Below are 17,319 nucleotides of genomic sequence, written 5' to 3'. Positions count from 1 at the left end.
CACGGAAGGACGGCGGAGATGACGGGACTCTACGAGGGGCTCGGGGTGCCGGCGGCGCTCAACGGGGTCGGTCCGGCGACCCGGCTCGGCGGTCTGCCGCTGCATCCCGAGGTCTGGGCGGCCATGCAGGAGTCGCTCGCCTCGCCCGTGCGCATGGATGTCTTCGAGGCCGCGGCCGGCCGGCGCATCGCCGAACTGCTCGGTGCTCCCGCGGCGTACGTGACCTCGGGTGCCTCCGCGGCGATGCTGCTCGGCACGGCGGCGGCCATGACCGGCGGCCGCGCCGACCTCGTCGACCGGTTGCCCGACACGACCGGGATGCGGCACCGCGTCATCATCCAGGCCGCGCATCGCGACCCCTACGACCGCGCGATCGCGCCGACGGGCGCGGTGCTCGAGACGATCGGCTACCCCGACTCCACGCATCCCGACGAGCTCGACCGCGTCCTCGGCGACGACGTCGCAGCCGTGCTCTACCGCCCGGGCAAGCCCGGCAACCTGCTGTCGCTCGCGGCGACGGCGGAGATCGCGCACGCACACGGCGTACCCGTGCTCGTCGACGGCGCCGTGCATGCGCCGGGGCTCGAGCGGCTGCGGGCGCTCTTCACCGACGGGGCCGACCTCGTCGCCCTGAGCGGAGGCAAGGGCTTCCGCGGTCCGCAGGCGAGCGGGTTGCTGCTCGGGCGTGCCGACCTCGTGGAGGCCGTCGGCGCTCAGCATCAGGACATGGACGAGCGTCTCGCGACTTGGCCGCCCGGGCTCGCCGCGGGCGGCCGCACGCCCCCGCGCCACGGACCCGGACGTCCGATGAAGGTCGGTCGCGAGCAGATCGCGGGTCTCCTCGCCGCGCTCGAGCGCTACGTGCGCGACCCCGGAGGTGACGAGGCCCCGGGCATCGCCGAGCTTGCCGAGACGGAGCGCATCCTGCGCGAGGGCGGCGTCGACGTGACCCGGCACCACGACACCGCCCTCGACGTGCCGTCACTCCACGTGCGCGCAGGTGAGAGCACGGCCGCGGTCGATGCGCTCGCGCTCGCCCTGGCCGCGCGCCCGGTGCCCGCGTACGTCGGCGAGTCGGAGGCGTGGCGCGGAGTCGTCACGATCAACCCGATGGCGCTGCGTCCCGGCGACGGGGTCGCGCTCGGCACCGCGATCGTGGAGTGCCTCGACCGATGACCGCGCTCCTCGACGTCGCCGTGCTCGGCGCCGGCATCATGGGCCGCGGCATCGCGGTCGCGCTCGCCGGAGCCGGGCACGTCGTGCGGATCGCCGATCCCGACCCGTCGGGTCGCGCGGCGCTCGAACGGCTGCTCGACGCTGAGGTTCCGGCAACCCGGGAACGGGTGAGTGTCGGCGGCGTCGCCGCGGACGCCGTGACCGGGGCGGGCCTCGTGATCGAGGCCGTTCCGGAGCGGCCGGAGGTCAAGGCCGAGGTGTGGCGGCGTCTCGGCGAGACCGCGTCGCCCGGCGCGATCCTCGCGAGCAACACGTCGGCACTCGACATCGACTCGCTCGCCGAGCACGTGCCCGACCCGGGTCGCGTGCTCGGCACGCACTGGTTCAACCCGGCAGACCTCATCCCGTGCGTCGAGGTCGTGCGCGGGAGCGCCACCCGCGATGAGATCGTCGCCACGACCGTCGACCTGCTCGCCCGTGCGGGCAAGGACCCTGTCGTCGTCCGCAACTCTCCGGGCTTCGTCGCCAACCGCATCCAATTCGCCCTCGTGCGCGAGGCGCTGCTGTGCCTCGAGGAGGGGCTCGCGAGCGCCGAGGACATCGACCGCATCGTCGCGGGATCCTTCGGGGTGAGGCTCGCCGCGCTCGGGCCGCTCGCGAACGCCGACCTCGGCGGGCTCGACACCTATGCCTGGATTCTTCAGGACCTCGAGCAGCGGCTGGGTCCGCGCTTCGCCCCGCCCGCGGTGCTGCTCGAGCACGTCGCTGCCGGTCGGCACGGCGCGAAGTCCGGCGCCGGACTCTACGGCGAGCATCGCGGCGAGGAGCTCTCCCGCCGCCGGGACAAGGTCGTGCGGCGGGTACTCGCCGCCGGACAGGAAGGATGAGCGCGTCATGAGATTCATGCGCATCGGGCCCGCGGGAGCGGAGCGACCCGTCGTCGTCGACGACGCGGGGGTCATGCGTGACCTCACCCCGCTGACCGCCGACGTCGATCCGCGATTCCTCGCGGACGGCGGGATCGCCGCGACCCGCGCCGCGCTCGCCGCCGGCACACTCCGGCCCGTCGACGTCGGGGCCGAGCGGATCGGCGCACCGCTCGCGAGTCCGCCGTCGCTCGTCTGCGTCGGGATGAACTACGCGGCCCACGCGGCCGAGTCGGGATCGGCACCGCCTGAGCATGTCGTCGTGTTCTTCAAGAAGACCAACACGATCGTCGGCCCGCACGACCCGATCCTGCTGCCTTCCGGCGCAACCCAGCTCGACTGGGAGGTCGAGCTCGGCATCGTGGTCGGCGCGGACGCGTACCGGCTCGGCAGCGACGAGGAGGCGCTCGCGGCGATCGCCGGATACGTGCTCGTCAACGACCTGAGCGAGCGTGCCTGGCAGCTCGAGACCTCGCAGTGGTCGAAGGGCAAGTGCGGTCCGGGGTTCTCGCCCTTCGGGCCGTGGCTGCTCACGGCCGACGAGGTGCCCGACCCGCAGGCGCTCCGGCTGCGATCGTGGGTCGACGGCGACCCGCGGCAGGACTCCTCGACGGCCGACATGGTCTTCCCCGTCGCGCGCATCCTGCGCGACCTCAGTCAGGTGATGGCGTTCGAACCCGGCGACGTCATCCTCACCGGCACGCCGGAAGGGGTCGCGCTCTCGGGCCGTTTCCCCTACTTGCGCGCGGGCAACCGGGTTCGGATGGAGATCGACGGGCTCGGCACGCTCGAGCAGACCGTCGTCGACGCGGAGGAGGTCGCGGCATGACGCGCAGGATCGAAGGACGCACGACGGATGCGCCGCCCCCAGCGGGCCCTTACTCGCAGGCGGTGAGGATCGGCACGACCGTCGCAGCCGCGGGGCAGGCGGGTTTCGCCCCCGACGGCACCCTCGTCGAAGGCGTCGCGGCGCAGACCCGACGCACGCTCGACAACCTCGTCGCGAGCCTCGCGTCGTGCGGTGCGACCCCGGGCGATGTCGTGCACATGCGCGTCTACCTCACCGATCCGTCGCAGTTCGCGGAGATGAACGCCGAGTACGAGTCCTATTTCGAGGCGCCCTACCCCGCGCGCACGACCGTCTACGTGGGCCTGCCGCCCGGGCTGCTCGTCGAGATCGACGCGCTCGCCGTGCTGCCGGAGGGCGGCGCGTGACGACCGCGGGACGCGTCGTCACGGTGCTCGGCGAGATCGAGCCCGCCGAGATGGGGAACACGCTGACCCACGACCACCTGCTCCTCGACGCCTGGGGCCTGCGCCAGCTCTACGAGGCGATCCTCGACGACGAGAAGCTCGCGATCGAGGAGCTCGCGCGGTTCAAGGCCGCCGGCGGCGGGACGGTGTGCGATCCCACCAACATCGGGCTGAAGCGAGACCCCGAGGCGCTCGTGCGGCTGAGTCGGGCCACGGGCGTCAACATCCTCATGGGTACCGGGTGGTACCGGGAGGTCGTCTATCCGCCCTACATCGCCGAACGTTCGACGGAGGAGCTCGCCCGGTTCCTCGTCGCCGAGATCGAGGAGGGAGCCGACGGCACGGGTGTGCGCGCCGGGTTCATCGGCGAGATCGGTACCGAGCGCGGTCACATCACGCCCGCGGCCGAGCGCGTCTTCCGAGCGGCGGGACGCGCCCACGCCCGCACCGGCGCGCCGATCCTCACGCACACGACCCACTGGGGAGAGCTGGCTCTCGAGCAGCTCGACCTGCTCGCGGAGGAGGGGGTGGCGGCGTCGTCGGTCATCGTGTCGCACCTCGGCGATCGACGCACGATCGACAACATCCTGCCGATCGCGGCGCGGGGCGCCTGGCTCAACGTGGACAACCTCGCCTTCGTCGGCGGATACGCCCCCATCTCGTTCCGCGTCGACAACGTGGCTCGTCTCTGCGCCGAGGGGCTCGCCGACCGGGTGATGCTGTCGAACGACATCTGCGAGCTCGGCCAGCTCTCCGCCTACGGCGGCGTGGGGTATGCCAACGTCATCGAGAACTTCCTCCCGCTGCTGCGCGAACGAGGTGTCGCGGAGAGCGACATCGAGCTCATGACGGTGGGCAACCCGGCGCGCGCCTTCGCCTTCCGCGAGCCCGTGGTCGCCGCGTGACGACGCCCGCACGAGGCGACGGCCCGTCGGCTACGCTGGGTCGCCGAGAGCTCGGAGTGGTCATGGGTGACGAGTCGTCTGGCGTGAAGTCGGCACTGCGCGCGCTCGAGATCCTCGAGCTCGTGGCGCAGTACCGCGACGGCGTGAGCTTCGTCGAGCTCGTCGAGCGGTTGCCGTACCCGAAGAGCAGCCTCCACGGCCTGCTTCAGACGATCACGGCGAAGCGCTGGCTCACGTTCGATCCGGAGGAGAGGCTGTACTCGATCGGGGTCAAGCCGTGGGAGATCGGCCAGTCGTTCATGCGCAGCCGCGACCTCGTGGTGCGGGCACGGCAGTACCTGCGCGAGGCGAACCTCGAGCTCGACGAGACGGTGCAGCTCGGCATCCTCGACGATCTCGACGTCGTCTACATCGACAAGTCGGAGGGCACCCGCCCGTTGCGGCTGATCTCGAGCGTGGGCAGCCGCCTGCCGGCGTACGTCACGGGCATCGGCAAGGCGCTCCTCTCCGGGTTGCCCGACGCCGAGCTCGAGCGTCGGTTCTCCGGGGTCGAATTGCCGGGCTACACGGCACAGACGATCACCTCGGGCGACGAGCTCATCAAGGTGTTGCAGGTGGCGCGCCGGCAGGGCTACGCCCTCGACGACGGCGAGTACACCTACGGGGTCTACTGCGTGGCCGTCCCGATCAAGACCCAGTCGGGCGGCGTGATCGCCGCGATGAGCTGCTCGGTGCCGAAGGCACGTATCGAGCAGGGCGAGCTGCCGGTCGGCCAGCTCATCGAGGTGCTCGTACGCCAGTCGCGCCTCATCTCCGCGGCGCTCGAGGCTCCCGTCCCGCGCTGATCCGCACTCCACGGGCTTCACGCACCGTCGGGTCGGCACGTGCGCGGCCTCCGCGCCGCGAGGGTGCGCCCAGGTCCGGCCGTGTCCTCGTTGTCTCGCCGACTCGGGTGTGCCATGCTGGTTCCGTAAGGTGAATAGGGATTCACCTATGTGAACTAAACGGAGACTCGGACCATGCGCGCACTGCAGCTCGAATCGTTCGGCCGGATCGTGGTCGTCGATCTGCCCGAGCCGGAGGCCGCCGCCGGGCAGATCGTGATCGAGACCATCGCGACCGGCATCTGCGGGTCCGATATCCACGGCTACACCGGCGACAACGGGCGCCGCATCCCGGGTCAGGTCATGGGACACGAGACGGTCGGGCGGATCGTCGCGCTCGGTGACGGAGTCGAGGCCTCCGCCTACCCGCTGGGTGCCCTCGTGACCGTCAACCCCGTCTTCCTCGGCGTCGATGCCCGGGCACACTTCGCGGGCCGCGAACAGCATGCTCCCGACCGCTCGCTGCTCGGCGTCGACCCCACGATCGTCTCGGCGTTCGCCGAGCGCTTCGCCGTGCCGTCCCAGAACGTCGTCGTGCTGCCGGAAGGGATGCCGGAGGAGTTCGGCGCGCTCGTCGAGCCGCTCGCGGTGGGGCTCAACGCCGTGCGACGGGTCGGCGTCTCAGAGGGCGAGCGCGTGCTCGTCATCGGCGGTGGGCCCATCGGCCAGGCCTGCGTGCTCGCGGCCTTCCACGAGGGCGCCAGCGAGGTCGTCGTGAGCGAGCCGAACGCGGGTCGGCGGGAGCTGTGCGAGCGGCTCGGCGCGACGGCGCTCGACCCTCGCGCCGCACCACTCGCGGAGCAGCTCGCGGACCTCGGAGGGCCGGTGCCGGTCACCGTCGACGCCGTCGGGATCACCGAGTCGCTCGCGGACGCGCTCTCGGTGACTTCGTTCGGCGGTCGGATCTCCCTCGTCGGGATGGGGAGCCCTGAGCTCTCGCTCGCGGCTTATCGCATCAGCACCGAGGAGCGGTCGCTCGTCGGCAGTTTCACGTACTCGCACGAGACTTTCGTCGATTGTGCGAAGTGGGTCGGCGAGGGCGACGTTCGGCTCGAAGGGCTCATCAGCGAGCGTGTCGGACTCGAGGCGGCCGACGCCATGTTCACCCGTCTCGCCTCGGTCGTCGACGTGCCCGGAAAGGCGCTCGTGCGCTTCGACCTCTAGGACAGAGCCGAGCACTCAGCGACGACGGTCTGCGAGCTGGTCGAAGAAGGCGACGACATCGGTCGCCCACGGCTCGGGATGCTGCCACGGCCCGAAGTGGCCCCCGTGCGGGAACTCCGTCCAGCGCACGACATCGAACCAGCGGTCGGCCGATTCGCGGGGCCCGGGGAGGATGTCGTTCGGGAACTGCGCGAACGCGGTCGGCACCGTGACCCGTCCCGTGCCGAGTGTCGAATGCGCGTTGTCGTAGTAGTAGTCGGCAGCCGATCCCGCGGTGCGCGTCGTCCAGTACACCGTGAGGTTCGTGCAGAGGTCGTCGAGCGTGAAGTGCTCGAAGACGTCGCCGCCGGGGTCGGTCCAGGCGTGGAACTTCTCCAGGAACCACGCCGCGAGTCCCGCGGGCGAGTCCTCGAGCGCCACGGCGAGGGTCTGAGGCCGACTGCGCTGGAGCCGCGCATAGGCGCCGCCGCCGCCGGGGGCATCCCACGCCGCGAGGCGGGCCAGCCACTCGTCCTCGGCAGGCGTGCGGTCGGCCGTCGTGAGCGCGCGCGGGCGGTGCAGCGGCACGTCGCCGAGGTGCAGGCCGAGGATGCGCTCGGGATGCCGCAACGCGAGCTGCCCGCCGATCGTCGATCCGATGTCGCCGCCGTGCACGCCGAAACGCTCGTGCCCCAGGGCGGTCATGAGTCCGGCGAGGAGATCGCCCACCCGGGCCGGACCCGTGGGTTCGGTCGGGATGTCGCTCCAGCCGTAGCCGGGGAGGCTCGGCACGACGAGTTCGAACCGCGTGGCGAGCAGGGGGAGGGCGCGTTCGAAGCGGAGGACGCCGTCGGGCCAGCCGTGCAGGAGCAGGAGCGGCGTGGCCCCACGCGTGCCCGCTCGCACCGCGTGGAGCCGCAGCCCGTCGACCTCCACCCGCAGGTGGGCGAGGGAGCCCAACCGTCGCTCCGCCGCGCGCCAGTCGTACGGGCCGCCCCAGTGGGCGAGGAGCCGGTCGAGGGCGGCCGTCGCGGTGCCACGCTCCCAGTCGTGCCGCGCGGTCGGCGGACGCCGTGTGCGGAGGATCCGGTCGCGCAGATCGTCGAGCACGTCCTGCGCGACGTCGATCTCGAACGGTTCGACGCGCGTCATGTCGCGAGGCTACGCCGAGGGACCGATCGCGGGCAGGGCCGATCGCCGACGGGTGGCTAGCGCACGGGCGCGAGTCGGGCGAGCAGTCGGAAGACCCCGTCGAGTTCGTCGTCTCCGACGCCGGGGCTGACGCTCGCGCCGACGGTGATGAGGTGCGGAACGAGTGCGGCGATGCGTGCCGCCGCCGGGTCACCGAGCGCATCCGTCCACAGTTCTTCGAGGAACGCGAGGCGGGCGCCGTCGATCGCGGCGACGGCGGTGCGCGCCTCGGCGTCGTCGACCGCCCAACCGCGCAAGGCGACGTCGAGCGTGCGATCGTGCAGCCCGTCGGCAACGGTGGGGAGGATCGTCGCCAGTTCGATGTCGGCGACGGAGGCGAGCCGCACACGGGCGTCGTCGATGGCGGCGTCCGCCTGCGCGCAGCAGTGGGCGAGCAGGGCGCGCCGGTAGTCGGTCGCTCCCGCGAAGTGGTGGTGGAACGACCCCTTCGTGAGCCCGAGCCGACGGGCGAGACGGTCGATGCGGATGCCGGCGGGCCCGTCGGCGCGCAGCGCCTCGACACCTTCCGTGAGCCAGCGTTCTCTCGTCACCACGGTGACAACGTACCGTACCGTACGGTACGAAACGAATGTCGCTCGAATACCTCGATCCGACGATTCCGGCGGCGGGGTGACGCTAGGCGGGAGTGCGATGGATGAAGAGCCGGCTCATCAGCTCACCCTGTGACGAGCACCCCGTCTTCGCGAAGAGTGAGCGCACGTGGGTGCGCAGCGTGTGCGGCGAGATGAACATCCGCGCGGCCGTCTCGTCGATCGAATCTCCCGCCCGGAGCTCCGCGAACACCTCCTGCTCGCGCGGGGTGAGACCGTAGGCGGCGGCGATCATCGCCATGATGTCGTCGGGTCGGCCCGGCTCGATCGTGAGCACGATGTGGGCGAGTGAACCGTCGTCGGCGACGGCGTGGGTGCCGCGCAGGCTCAGCCAGTGCCCGGAACGTCCCTGCACGCGCGTGATCGGCTCGAGCCTCGTGCCGACCCCGAGGGCGCGGGCACGGGCGACGAGGGCGACGGAGACGGCCTGGCACGGCAGCGCCTCGTCGGGTCCGCCGTCGAGCGGGGCGATCCACAGGTCGTCGACGAGCCCCGGTGCGGTCTGCGACTGGGAGACGATGTGCCCCCGGGTGTCGAGCATGATCACGCCGGGCTCGACACGGTCGGGTCCGAGCAGGGTGCGCTCGAGCACGAGACGACGCAGCCCCTCCGCGACGGGTCCGACGATCGACGCGAGCCACGCGAGCTCGTCGGGGTCGAACTCGGGGGCTCCCGCGGCGCGTAGGAGGTTGACCGCGCCCCAGCAGCCGTCGCCACGGGTGAACACGGCGCGCAGCTCGGGTCCGTAGCCGAAGCGCGCGTTGACCTCGATCGCCCGGAGGCTCGGCCGCCCACTCGCGCGCACCGAGTCACGGAGGCTCGCGACGGTGATCCCTGCGGCGCGCAGGTCGCCGAACTTGTTGTGGTCGTCCTGGAGGAACTCGTTCATCATCCACGGTGCGCGCATCGCGTCGGGCAGGTCGGTGACGACGGCCTCCGCGTTGAAGACGCCCGACACGGGATCGGTGGTGCACAGGAAGGAACCTTGGGCGAGGAGTGTCGACCTGAGGATCGCGTCGACCTCCTCGAGAAGCTCGCGCGCCGAGGTCGCGTCGGCGCAGACGGCATCCAGGCGTCCCTCTGCCGCCCGATACCGCGTCGCCACCTGACCGATGGTCATGCCCTCACCGTAGCGGCGCGCACAGACCGGGGTACAGCACGTCGTGCGTCGGGGGACCGCTCTCAGGCCGCGAGCGAGCTCGCGTCGCCGCCTGGGGCGTCGCCGCCGGGCGCTGCGCTCTCAGGCCGCGAGCGAGCTCGCGTCGCCGCCTGGGGCGTCGCCGCCGGGCGCTGCGCTCTCAGGCCGCGAGCGAGCTCGCGTCCATGATCGTGTACGAGTAGCCCTGCTCCGCGAGGAAGCGCTGCCGGTTCTGCGCGAAGTCCTGGTCGACGGTGTCGCGGGCGACGAGGGTGTAGAACGACGCCGGGATGCCCGACTCCTTCGGGCGCAGCAGACGGCCGAGGCGCTGGGCCTCCTCCTGGCGCGAGCCGAACGAACCCGACACCTGGATGGCGACGGTCGCCTCCGGGAGGTCGATCGAGAAGTTCGCGACCTTGCTCACGACGAGCACCTTGAGGCGCCCTTCGCGGAACTCCTCGTAGAGCCGCTCGCGCTCTTCGGTCGGCGTCGAGCCGGTGAGCGCGGGGGCGTCGAGGGCTTCGGCGAGCTCGTCGATCTGGTCGAGGTACTGCCCGATGACGAGGATGCGCTCTCCTGCGTGCTTCGCGACGAGGTCTCTCACGACCTGGAGCTTCGCGGGGGCCGTCGCGGCGAGGCGGTAGCGCTGATCGTCGGCGCTCGCCGCGTACTCGAGCCGCTCGGAGGCGGGGAGGTCGATGCGCACCTCGTAGCAGGCGGCGGGGGAGATGTACCCCTGCGCCTCGATCTCCTTCCACGGGGCGTCGAAGCGCTTCGGGCCGATGAGGCTGAAGACATCCGATTCCCGACCGTCTTCGCGCACGAGCGTCGCGGTCAGGCCGAGGCGGCGACGGGCCTGCAGTTCGGCCGTGAGCTTGAAGACCGGCGCGGGCAGCAGGTGCACCTCGTCGTAGACGATGAGACCCCAGTCGAGTGCGTCGAGCAGCGCGAGGTGGGCGAACTCGCCTTTCCGCTTCGCCGTGAGGATCTGGTAGGTCGCGATCGTGACCGGCTTGATCTCCTTGCGTTCGCCGGAGTACTCGCCGATCTCCTCCTCGGTGAGGGTCGTGCGCTTGAGCAGCTCGGTGCGCCACTGGCGCGCGCTCACGGTGTTGGTGACGAGGATGAGGGTCGTCGAGTCGGCCTGCGCCATCGCACCCGCGCCGACGATCGTCTTGCCCGCCCCACAGGGCAGCACGACGACGCCCGAGCCGCCGTCGAAGAAGTTGTCGATCGCCTTCTGCTGATACCCGCGCATCGCCCAGCCGGTCTCGACCAGGTCGATCACGTGCGGCGTGCCGGGGGTGTAGCCGGCGTGGTCCTCCGCGGGCCACCCGAGCTTGAGCAGCTCCTGCTTCACCTGACCCCGTGCCCACGGCTGCAGCGTCCACTCGGTGCTCGTGCGCCGCACCCCGAGCAACGGACCGACCTTGCTCGACCGGGTGATCTCGGCGAGCACCGCCGGATCGGTCGTGGTCAGGATGAGCTCTCCCTGCGCATCCCGCTCGATGACGAGCCGACCGTAGCGCCCGACCGTCTCGTCGATGTCGACCGCGACCGTCTGCGGCACCGGGAACTTCGCGTACCGCTCGAGGGTGTCGAGCATCTGCTCCGCAGTGTGGCCGGCGGCCCGGGCGTTCCACAGTCCGAGGCGGGTGATGCGGTAGGTGTGCACGTGCTCGGGAGCCCGTTCGAGCTCCGCGAAGACGGCGAGTTCATGGCGCGCGTCTTCGGCTTGCGGGTGCGCCACTTCGAGCAGCACGGTGCGGTCGCTCTGCACGATGAGGGGCCCGGACATAACCGTCGATTCTACGTGCCTCGACCCGTGCGCGCTTTGATCCAGCCAAGCACGCACAGACCTAGCAACGATCGGGTCCAGGTGCACATGCCTGGGTCCAACCACGCGGGGCGGCTCAGGCGTCGGCGACGGCGACGATCGACGCGAGGGGCAGCGTGCGCTCGATGTCGGCGCTGCGGTCGCGGGCGCGCAGTCGGCCTCCCGCGAGCGCCGCGGGCTCGAGCACGTAGTCGGCGACGCTGTCGTCGGGCAGCCGCACGGTGACCTTCACGGTGACCTTGCCCTTGATCGCGAGTTCGAGCTGCCGCGCGAGCCAGGCTCGGTCGGCCTCCTCGGGCGCCGCGGCGGCACTCTCGCGCACGCGGGTGATGAGGATGGCGGCGGTGTCGTCGGTCACGACGCCTCCGCCCGACGAGGCGCGACGCTCGGCGCGCATCGCCACGATCTCTCCGGCGGCGTCTTCGGCGACGACGGGGTACCGGGCGTCGAGCAGCGAGGTGTAGACCAGTCCGACGTCGAACCGGCTGACGAGACGGTGCCGTCCCGTCGCCTCGAGCGCGAGCGGTGAGAGCGCCTGGTCGACCGCGAGCTGCCGCAGCAGGTCGGCGTCGTCGGAACGCACGTAGCTCCCCGGTGCCTCCTCGAGACGACCGACGCGGAGGGTGCCGAAGCGAGCCGCGGTGTCGGACAGCAGGTAGTCGAGCGGCTGCGGGATGCCGGTGAGCGAGAGTGCGCTGAGGAAGGCGCGGATGCCGTCCGCCGTCTCGCCCGCGACGAAGGCCCGTGTGAGCGACACGGCGGTGATGCGGAACGACGACGCGACTCCACGTGCTTCGACCTCCGCCATCCCGCGCAGTCGCGCTTCGAGGTCGACGCGGAGGGGACCCGGTGCGATGACGGTGAGGTCGTGCTGGAGGTAGACCGACTCGACCTCGGCCGGGAACGCCTGCGCCATCGCCTCGGCGGCGGCCGCCGGACCGTCGAGCAGCAGGCGGGATCCCGCAGTGCTGGGCGCCCCCTGCCCCGTGATGCCGAGCAGCTCCGCCTCCCGGGCCGCGGCGGCCGCGCGCTCGCGGATCCACTGCCCGCCCGCGGGGTAGAGCCAGCCGAGGTAGTCGAGCAGACCGACGCCCCAGACGACGTGGGCGCGGGAGCGCAGCAGGTCGCGCAGATCGTCGGGCAGGCGGCTCAACCAGCCGTTGGCGAGTTCGACCCAGCGTTCGACGCGCGAGCCGGCGAGCCAACCGGTCAGGGCAGCCGTCGGCACCCATTCGGTGCCCGACAGCACGGCGAGCCCGGCGCGCGCCGAGATCTCGAGGAGCAGCTCGACCTCCTCCGTCGCGACTCCCGCGATCGCGGCGAGGCGGCGGGCGTCGGGCAGTGCGAGCCCGCCCCGGGTGAGGCGACGCGCGGGAGCGTCGCGCAGGGCGAGGAGGGTCTCGGTGACCGCGCCCAGGGTGCCGAACGCCCGGTCGCCCGCGCCGCGGTCGATGAAGCGCACATCCGTCTCGCTGACCGGTTCGAGCACGGCGGGCGGGGTGCCCGACTCGAGGTCGCGGCCGGCCGGCAGACCGAACGCCGGCCACGCACGCAACTGCTCGACGACGGCATCCCAGGGGGCGTAACGCCCGGACTCCGCCCCGAGCAGGCCCGCCTCGAGTGACGCGGCGATGCGTTCCCGGGCTTCGGCGATCGGGATCTCGAGCCGTCCGGCGAGCTGCTCCGCGGTCGGGGCACCCCCGTGCTCCGCGAGCTCACCCGCGACGGCGAGCAGGGCGAGCGTGCCGCGGTCGAGGCGCTCGAGCGCCGCCTGCACCGAGGTGCGGTCGAGCAGCGCCTCGGCGAGGTCGAAGAAGTCGCGGATGCCGGACTCGCGCACCGCGCGCTGGGCGACGAGGCGGGCGAGCGCGTCGTCGTCGAGGGCGCGCAGCCGAGCCGCGAGCGCGAGGGCCGATCCGCTGGCAGCCACTGCCGGCTAGCGGCCGTCCTGGGCGTCGCGCCGCAGGCGCTGGATGCGCACGACGGTGAACACGATGATGAGCACGAAGGCGAGTGCGAGACCGATCAGCGGGAGTGTCGTGACGGCGGGCCAGACGCCACTCGTCAGGTCGGTGCCGGACATGTTGCCGACGAAGACGGCGATGATTCCGAGGATCGAGATACCCGCGACCGATCCGATCATGAACGCGAGGACGCGTTCGATACGATTGCCGGGTACCGCGGTGTCATTCGCCACGGGTCAAGGATAGAGGTCAGTCGCCATGCCCACCGGTCGGGTCAAGTTCTACGACGAGGACAAGGGATTCGGATTCATCGCCTCCGACGATGGTTCCGAAGTCTTCCTGCACGCCTCGGCGCTGCCGACGGGTGCGGTCGTCAAGGCGGGTTCGCGCCTCGAGTTCGGCATCGCCGACGGGAAGCGCGGCGCGCAGGCGCTCTCGGTGCGCATCCTCGAGACGCCGCAGACGCTCGGTCAGCGCAACCGCCGCAACGCGGAGGAGATGGCGATCGTCGTCGAGAACCTCGTGACGTTGCTCGACAGCATCGGCGGCGATCTCAAGCACGGACGTTACCCGAGCCGCGACCGCGGCCAGAAGGTGGCTTCGGTGCTGCGGCGCGTCGCCGACGACCTCGAGGCATGAGCGTCACGATGAGCGACATGGTCGAGATCGCCCGCACCACTCTCGCCGAGCTCACGCCGGCCGAGACCATCGGCGAACTGCTCGACCGCACCACCGAAGACGAGGGCGTCACGACGCTGAGCTTCGCCGCGAACCTCGCCGGTTACCCCGGCTGGCACTGGTCGGTGAGCGTCGCGGAGCTTCCCGGTGAGGAGCCGACAGTGCTCGAAGCCGAGCTCATGCCCGGCGACGGCGCGCTGCTCGCGCCCGAGTGGGTGCCGTGGGCCGAGCGGCTCGAGGAGTACCGGCTCGCTCAGGCCGCCGCGGCAGCCGAGCTCGGGGAGGCGGACGCGGTGGACGTCGACGACGACTCCGACGGCGTCGACGATGACGACGAGTCGGACGATGACGACGATGACGACGACGACTCGGATGTCGACGACGAGTCGGATGTCGACGACGTCGACGACGTCGACGACGACGACGACGACGAGCTAGCCGTGCCGGCGAGCGGTGAAGACGAGCAGGACGAGGCCGAGGCCGAGTCCGCAGACGACGGTCCAGAGCACCCAGACGAGGTCTGACTCCTGCAGCTGCGGCAGGAGCAGCAGCATGACGCCGAGGGCGATGATCCAGCCCACGAGCCCGACGAGCACGACCTTGCGGTCGTCGGTCTTGACCGGCGCCGGGTCGGCGCGTCGCTCGGAGTCCTTGATGAAGAGGCGCACGCTCGCTCCGATCCCTAGCCGACCGCGACCGGGGAGTGCTCGAGCACCCAGTCGAGGCTCGCGAGGAGGGCGCGCACGTCATCCGGCTCGATCGCCGTGAACGTCGCGACCCTCAGCTGGTTGCGGCCGAGCTTGCGGTACGGCTCGGTGTCGACGATCCCGTTCGCGCGAAGGGTCTTCGCGATCTCGGCCGCGTCGATCGTGTCGTCGAAGTCGATCGTCGCGACGACCTGCGAGCGATCGGCGGGGTTCGCGACGAACGGTGTCGCGAAGGGCGCGGCTTCCGCCCAGTCGTAGAGCAGCCCCGACGACTCCTTCGTGCGCGCGTCGGCCCAGGCGAGCCCGCCGTTGTCGTGGATCCAGTCGAGCTGGCTCTCCAACAGCAGGAGTGTCGCGAGAGCCGGGGTGTTGAGCGTCTGGTCGAGCCGGCTGTTGTCGAGCGCGTTCTTGAGGCTCAGGATCTCGGGTATCCAACGATCGGAGGCCGCGATCCGCTCGATGCGCGCGACGGCAGCCGGGGAGACGAGGGCGAACCACAGGCCACCGTCGCTCGCGAGGTTCTTCTGCGGGGCGAAGTAGTAGACATCCGCCTCGGCCGCGTCGAACAGCACGCCGCCGGCCGCGCTCGTCGCGTCGATGACGGTGAGCGCACCCGGGTCGCCGTGCACGCGCGTCACCGGGGCCATCACGCCGGTCGAGGTCTCGTTGTGCGTCCACGCGTAGAGGTCGACGCCCTCGATCACCTCGACATCCGCGCGCTGCCCGCCCGGCACCTGGATGACGTGGGGCTTGTCGAGGAACGGTGCGGCCGCCGCGGCGGCGAACTTCGCGCCGAACTCGCCGAACGCGAGGTTCTCGCTGCGCTTCTCGATGAGGGAGAACGCGGCCATGTCCCAGAACGCGGTCGAGCCGCCGTTGCCGAGCAGCACCTCGTAGCCGTCGGGGATCGCGAAGAGGTCGGCGAGGCCGGTGCGCACCCGGCCGACGAGTTGCTTCACAGGTGCCTGACGGTGCGACGTGCCGAGGAGGTGCGCGTTCGACTGGAGGTGCGCGAGTTGCTCGGGGCGCACCTTCGAGGGCCCGCATCCGAAGCGGCCGTCGACGGGCAGCAGCGAACGGGGGATCTCGAGCGTCGGCATGCACCGATCTTACGGGCGGCCGAAAGCTAGGATGGGGCTTCTGGGAGGCCACCACTGATGACCGATCTCGTCGACACCACCGAGATGTATCTCCGCACGATCTACGACCTCGAAGAAGAGGGGATCGTGCCGCTGCGTGCGCGCATCTCGGAGCGCCTCGGGCACTCGGGGCCGACCGTGTCGCAGACGATCGGGCGCATGGAACGCGACGGTCTCGTGCGCGTCGAGGGCGACCGCCATCTCGAGTTCACCCCCGAGGGCCGCACGCGCGCGCTCCACGTCATGCGCAAGCACCGCCTCGCCGAGCGCCTCCTGCACGACGTGATCGGTCTCGACTGGAGCCTCGTGCACGACGAGGCGTGCCGGTGGGAGCACGTCATGAGCGAGCAGGTCGAACGCCGCCTGCTCGAGGTTCTCGGCAACCCGACGGAGTCGCCGTACGGCAACCCGATCCCCGCACTCGAGGAGATCGGCGGACTCGCGTCGCGCCCGTTCCTCGAAGGCGTCGTGAACATCGTCGAACGGGTGCGCGACGAGTCGGGCCCGGTGAGCGTCGAGCTGCGCCGCCTCGGCGAGCCGGTGCAGTTCGAGCCGGAGCTGCTCGAGCAGCTGCGCGCGGCGGGCGTCGTGCCGGGTGCGACGGCGACGATCTCGGCGGCCTCCGGCTACGTGCTCGTGCAGGTCGAGGGATTCGGCGAGGGGCTCGAGTTGCCCGCTGAGGTCGCCATCCACGTCTACGTGGCGGCCTGACCCGTCCTCCCCACCCCCGTTCGGGGGTAGAACATCCGGCCTCAGGGGATGTAGGGCTCGATCTCAGGTTTCCGCACGTAGAGTCAGCGGGTCCTCCCGGCCAGCCAGTCCGGTCGGAGGCCGCTCGGCAGGGCGTTCGCACCCCCCATCCTCTGCCGCGCGACGTGACATACGACAGGGATGGGGCCGCTCGAGAGGCGGTGCGACGCAGGAGTCTCTCGTGTTCTCTAGCTCTACCCCTACCCCTTCCCCCACATCCGCCACCGACCCGAATGCCGGCTCCTTCCGTCGGCGCAGGCCCCGACCCCGGGTGCTCCCCCTCTTCGTGATGGGTGTCGCGGTTCCCGCGATCTTCGCCACCGTCGCGCTCCCCGCCTACGCGTACCGCTCGGGCGACGCGACGGCGATCTCCGACCTCGAGGCCTACAAGGCTCAGGCCGCGCAGACGTTCGAACTGCCGACCCTCGCCGCCGATGAGGTCGTCGCCGTGACCGGTCTCGAGTCGTACACGACCACCTCGGCGGCGCAGCTCGCCCGCGAGGCGCAGATCGCCGCGTACCGCGCGTACAGCGGTCCGAGCGTGGGCGACCTGCTCGCCAACCCGCCGTACCCGGGCTACGACCCCGCCACGATCGTGTCGATCGCGATGCAGTACGTCGGCTCGCCCTACGTCTACGGCGGCGCGAGCCCGGCCGGCTTCGACTGCTCGGGCTTCACGCAGTTCGTGTTCGCCCACGTCGGCATCTCGCTGCCGCACTCGTCGAGCGCGCAGGGTCGCATGACCGCGATCGACCCGTCGGCCATGCTGCCGGGCGACCTGATCATCACCGACGGCGGCGGCCACGTGGGCATCTACATCGGCAACGGCCAGATGGTGCACGCCTCCACCCCCGCGACGGGCGTCAAGGTCGGCGCCCCGTGGGGCAACTGGTGGGTCGTTCGCGCCGGCATCTGACGCCGCATCCCGCAATCGTCACCGTGGCGTAACCTCCACGGTCGGTCTCCGGGGTTAGCCTTGAGCCCTCGAATCCCTCGAGGATCCAGGAGAGTCGTAT

19 protein-coding genes are annotated in these 17,319 nt (G+C 71.3%); 11 read left to right on the top strand and 8 right to left on the bottom strand.

Features of this window, described 5'->3' with window-relative positions; all coding sequences use genetic code 11:
• Positions 1 to 18: 18 nt before the first annotated feature.
• The 7 genes from ACO1X9_RS13490 (at position 19) to ACO1X9_RS13460 (ending at position 6,309) form a co-directional block, all read left to right on the top strand.
• Entirely contained in the window at positions 19 to 1,176 is a 1,158-nt protein-coding gene (locus ACO1X9_RS13490) for a hypothetical protein (RefSeq protein ID WP_486351360.1), read from the top strand.
• Positions 1,173 to 2,063, top strand: a complete 891-nt coding sequence (locus tag ACO1X9_RS13485) for a 3-hydroxyacyl-CoA dehydrogenase family protein (RefSeq protein WP_486351359.1) — start codon at positions 1,173 to 1,175, stop codon at positions 2,061 to 2,063. Before ACO1X9_RS13490 ends, ACO1X9_RS13485 begins: the two co-directional genes overlap by 4 nt.
• A gap of 7 nt (positions 2,064 to 2,070) precedes the next feature.
• Positions 2,071 to 2,931 (top strand): fumarylacetoacetate hydrolase family protein, encoded by an 861-nt coding sequence (locus tag ACO1X9_RS13480; RefSeq protein WP_486351358.1) that lies wholly within the window; start codon positions 2,071 to 2,073, stop codon positions 2,929 to 2,931.
• Complete coding sequence (locus ACO1X9_RS13475; protein WP_486351357.1) at positions 2,928 to 3,317, top strand: RidA family protein; 390 nt, start codon at positions 2,928 to 2,930, stop codon at positions 3,315 to 3,317. Before ACO1X9_RS13480 ends, ACO1X9_RS13475 begins: the two co-directional genes overlap by 4 nt.
• Positions 3,314 to 4,261: a phosphotriesterase family protein gene (locus ACO1X9_RS13470; protein ID WP_486351356.1), complete on the top strand. Its 948-nt coding sequence runs from the start codon at positions 3,314 to 3,316 to the stop codon at positions 4,259 to 4,261. Before ACO1X9_RS13475 ends, ACO1X9_RS13470 begins: the two co-directional genes overlap by 4 nt.
• A 62-nt stretch (positions 4,262 to 4,323) precedes the next feature.
• Positions 4,324 to 5,106, top strand: coding sequence for an IclR family transcriptional regulator (locus tag ACO1X9_RS13465; RefSeq protein ID WP_486351355.1), 783 nt, complete (start codon positions 4,324 to 4,326; stop codon positions 5,104 to 5,106).
• A 174-nt stretch (positions 5,107 to 5,280) separates the two neighbouring features.
• Entirely contained in the window at positions 5,281 to 6,309 is a 1,029-nt protein-coding gene (locus ACO1X9_RS13460; protein ID WP_486351354.1) for a zinc-dependent alcohol dehydrogenase, read from the top strand.
• Between the two features lie 15 nt (positions 6,310 to 6,324).
• Here ACO1X9_RS13460 and ACO1X9_RS13455 read toward each other — a convergent pair whose 3' ends face one another.
• From ACO1X9_RS13455 to ACO1X9_RS13430, 6 genes are all read right to left on the bottom strand, one after another.
• Positions 6,325 to 7,440 (bottom strand): epoxide hydrolase family protein, encoded by a 1,116-nt coding sequence (locus ACO1X9_RS13455; RefSeq protein WP_486351353.1) that lies wholly within the window; start codon positions 7,438 to 7,440, stop codon positions 6,325 to 6,327.
• Positions 7,441 to 7,496: 56 nt separating this feature from the next.
• Complete coding sequence (locus ACO1X9_RS13450) at positions 7,497 to 8,033, bottom strand: TetR/AcrR family transcriptional regulator (protein WP_486351352.1); 537 nt, start codon at positions 8,031 to 8,033, stop codon at positions 7,497 to 7,499.
• A gap of 82 nt (positions 8,034 to 8,115) precedes the next feature.
• On the bottom strand, positions 8,116 to 9,210 hold the full coding sequence (locus ACO1X9_RS13445) for a helix-turn-helix transcriptional regulator (RefSeq protein ID WP_486351351.1): 1,095 nt from the start codon (positions 9,208 to 9,210) through the stop codon (positions 8,116 to 8,118).
• 178 nt (positions 9,211 to 9,388) lie between these two features.
• Positions 9,389 to 11,026, bottom strand: coding sequence for a DNA repair helicase XPB (locus tag ACO1X9_RS13440; protein ID WP_486351350.1), 1,638 nt, complete (start codon positions 11,024 to 11,026; stop codon positions 9,389 to 9,391).
• A gap of 115 nt (positions 11,027 to 11,141) precedes the next feature.
• A complete protein-coding gene (locus ACO1X9_RS13435; protein WP_486351349.1) occupies positions 11,142 to 12,995 on the bottom strand; it encodes a helicase-associated domain-containing protein in 1,854 nt (617 codons plus the stop codon).
• Between the two features lie 6 nt (positions 12,996 to 13,001).
• The gene (locus ACO1X9_RS13430; RefSeq protein ID WP_486351348.1) at positions 13,002 to 13,262 is read right to left on the bottom strand and encodes a hypothetical protein; all 261 of its coding nucleotides are present in this window, start codon (positions 13,260 to 13,262) and stop codon (positions 13,002 to 13,004) included.
• Positions 13,263 to 13,287: 25 nt separating this feature from the next.
• Between ACO1X9_RS13430 and ACO1X9_RS13425 the strand changes: the two genes are divergently transcribed.
• Both ACO1X9_RS13425 and ACO1X9_RS13420 read left to right on the top strand, forming a co-directional pair.
• Positions 13,288 to 13,668 carry a cold-shock protein gene (locus tag ACO1X9_RS13425; protein ID WP_486351347.1) on the top strand — a complete coding sequence of 127 codons (381 nt, stop codon included), beginning with the start codon at positions 13,288 to 13,290 and terminating at the stop codon, positions 13,666 to 13,668.
• Positions 13,665 to 14,231: a DUF3027 domain-containing protein gene (locus tag ACO1X9_RS13420; protein ID WP_486351346.1), complete on the top strand. Its 567-nt coding sequence runs from the start codon at positions 13,665 to 13,667 to the stop codon at positions 14,229 to 14,231. Before ACO1X9_RS13425 ends, ACO1X9_RS13420 begins: the two co-directional genes overlap by 4 nt.
• On the opposite strand, the gene ACO1X9_RS13415 is transcribed toward ACO1X9_RS13420, so the two are convergent.
• Together ACO1X9_RS13415 and serC are read right to left on the bottom strand one after the other, a co-directional pair.
• The gene (locus ACO1X9_RS13415; protein WP_486351345.1) at positions 14,142 to 14,375 is read right to left on the bottom strand and encodes a DUF2530 domain-containing protein; all 234 of its coding nucleotides are present in this window, start codon (positions 14,373 to 14,375) and stop codon (positions 14,142 to 14,144) included. The two genes, ACO1X9_RS13420 and ACO1X9_RS13415, sit on opposite strands and share 90 nt — an antisense overlap.
• Positions 14,376 to 14,389: 14 nt before the next feature.
• On the bottom strand, positions 14,390 to 15,514 hold the full coding sequence (serC, locus tag ACO1X9_RS13410) for a phosphoserine transaminase (RefSeq protein WP_486351344.1): 1,125 nt from the start codon (positions 15,512 to 15,514) through the stop codon (positions 14,390 to 14,392).
• Positions 15,515 to 15,571: 57 nt separating this feature from the next.
• Between serC and ACO1X9_RS13405 the strand changes: the two genes are divergently transcribed.
• Positions 15,572 to 16,264, top strand: coding sequence for an iron-dependent transcriptional repressor DtxR (locus ACO1X9_RS13405; RefSeq protein WP_486351343.1), 693 nt, complete (start codon positions 15,572 to 15,574; stop codon positions 16,262 to 16,264).
• Positions 16,265 to 16,574: 310 nt separating this feature from the next.
• The gene (locus ACO1X9_RS13400; protein ID WP_486351342.1) at positions 16,575 to 17,219 is read left to right on the top strand and encodes a C40 family peptidase; all 645 of its coding nucleotides are present in this window, start codon (positions 16,575 to 16,577) and stop codon (positions 17,217 to 17,219) included.
• Positions 17,220 to 17,319 lie beyond the last annotated feature (100 nt).

The sequence above is a fragment of the Pseudolysinimonas sp. genome, from assembly GCF_057350545.1.
Note: the sequence above shows the minus strand (reverse complement) of the source record. Positions and strands in the feature narration are given on the sequence as shown.

What these genes read in the sequence shown, in the direction of transcription:
- ACO1X9_RS13490 (WP_486351360.1), top strand. Translation starts at nt 19, where the DNA reads ATGACGGGACTCTACGAGGGGCTCGGGGTGCCGGCGGCGCTCAACGGG.
- ACO1X9_RS13485 (WP_486351359.1), top strand. Translation starts at nt 1,173, where the DNA reads ATGACCGCGCTCCTCGACGTCGCCGTGCTCGGCGCCGGCATCATGGGC.
- ACO1X9_RS13480 (WP_486351358.1), top strand. Translation starts at nt 2,071, where the DNA reads ATGAGATTCATGCGCATCGGGCCCGCGGGAGCGGAGCGACCCGTCGTC.
- ACO1X9_RS13475 (WP_486351357.1), top strand. Translation starts at nt 2,928, where the DNA reads ATGACGCGCAGGATCGAAGGACGCACGACGGATGCGCCGCCCCCAGCG.
- ACO1X9_RS13465 (WP_486351355.1), top strand. Translation starts at nt 4,324, where the DNA reads ATGGGTGACGAGTCGTCTGGCGTGAAGTCGGCACTGCGCGCGCTCGAG.
- ACO1X9_RS13460 (WP_486351354.1), top strand. Translation starts at nt 5,281, where the DNA reads ATGCGCGCACTGCAGCTCGAATCGTTCGGCCGGATCGTGGTCGTCGAT.
- ACO1X9_RS13455 (WP_486351353.1), bottom strand. Translation starts at nt 7,440, where the DNA reads ATGACGCGCGTCGAACCGTTCGAGATCGACGTCGCGCAGGACGTGCTC.
- ACO1X9_RS13445 (WP_486351351.1), bottom strand. Translation starts at nt 9,210, where the DNA reads ATGACCATCGGTCAGGTGGCGACGCGGTATCGGGCGGCAGAGGGACGC.
- ACO1X9_RS13440 (WP_486351350.1), bottom strand. Translation starts at nt 11,026, where the DNA reads ATGTCCGGGCCCCTCATCGTGCAGAGCGACCGCACCGTGCTGCTCGAA.
- ACO1X9_RS13425 (WP_486351347.1), top strand. Translation starts at nt 13,288, where the DNA reads ATGCCCACCGGTCGGGTCAAGTTCTACGACGAGGACAAGGGATTCGGA.
- ACO1X9_RS13420 (WP_486351346.1), top strand. Translation starts at nt 13,665, where the DNA reads ATGAGCGTCACGATGAGCGACATGGTCGAGATCGCCCGCACCACTCTC.
- serC (WP_486351344.1), bottom strand. Translation starts at nt 15,514, where the DNA reads ATGCCGACGCTCGAGATCCCCCGTTCGCTGCTGCCCGTCGACGGCCGC.
- ACO1X9_RS13405 (WP_486351343.1), top strand. Translation starts at nt 15,572, where the DNA reads ATGACCGATCTCGTCGACACCACCGAGATGTATCTCCGCACGATCTAC.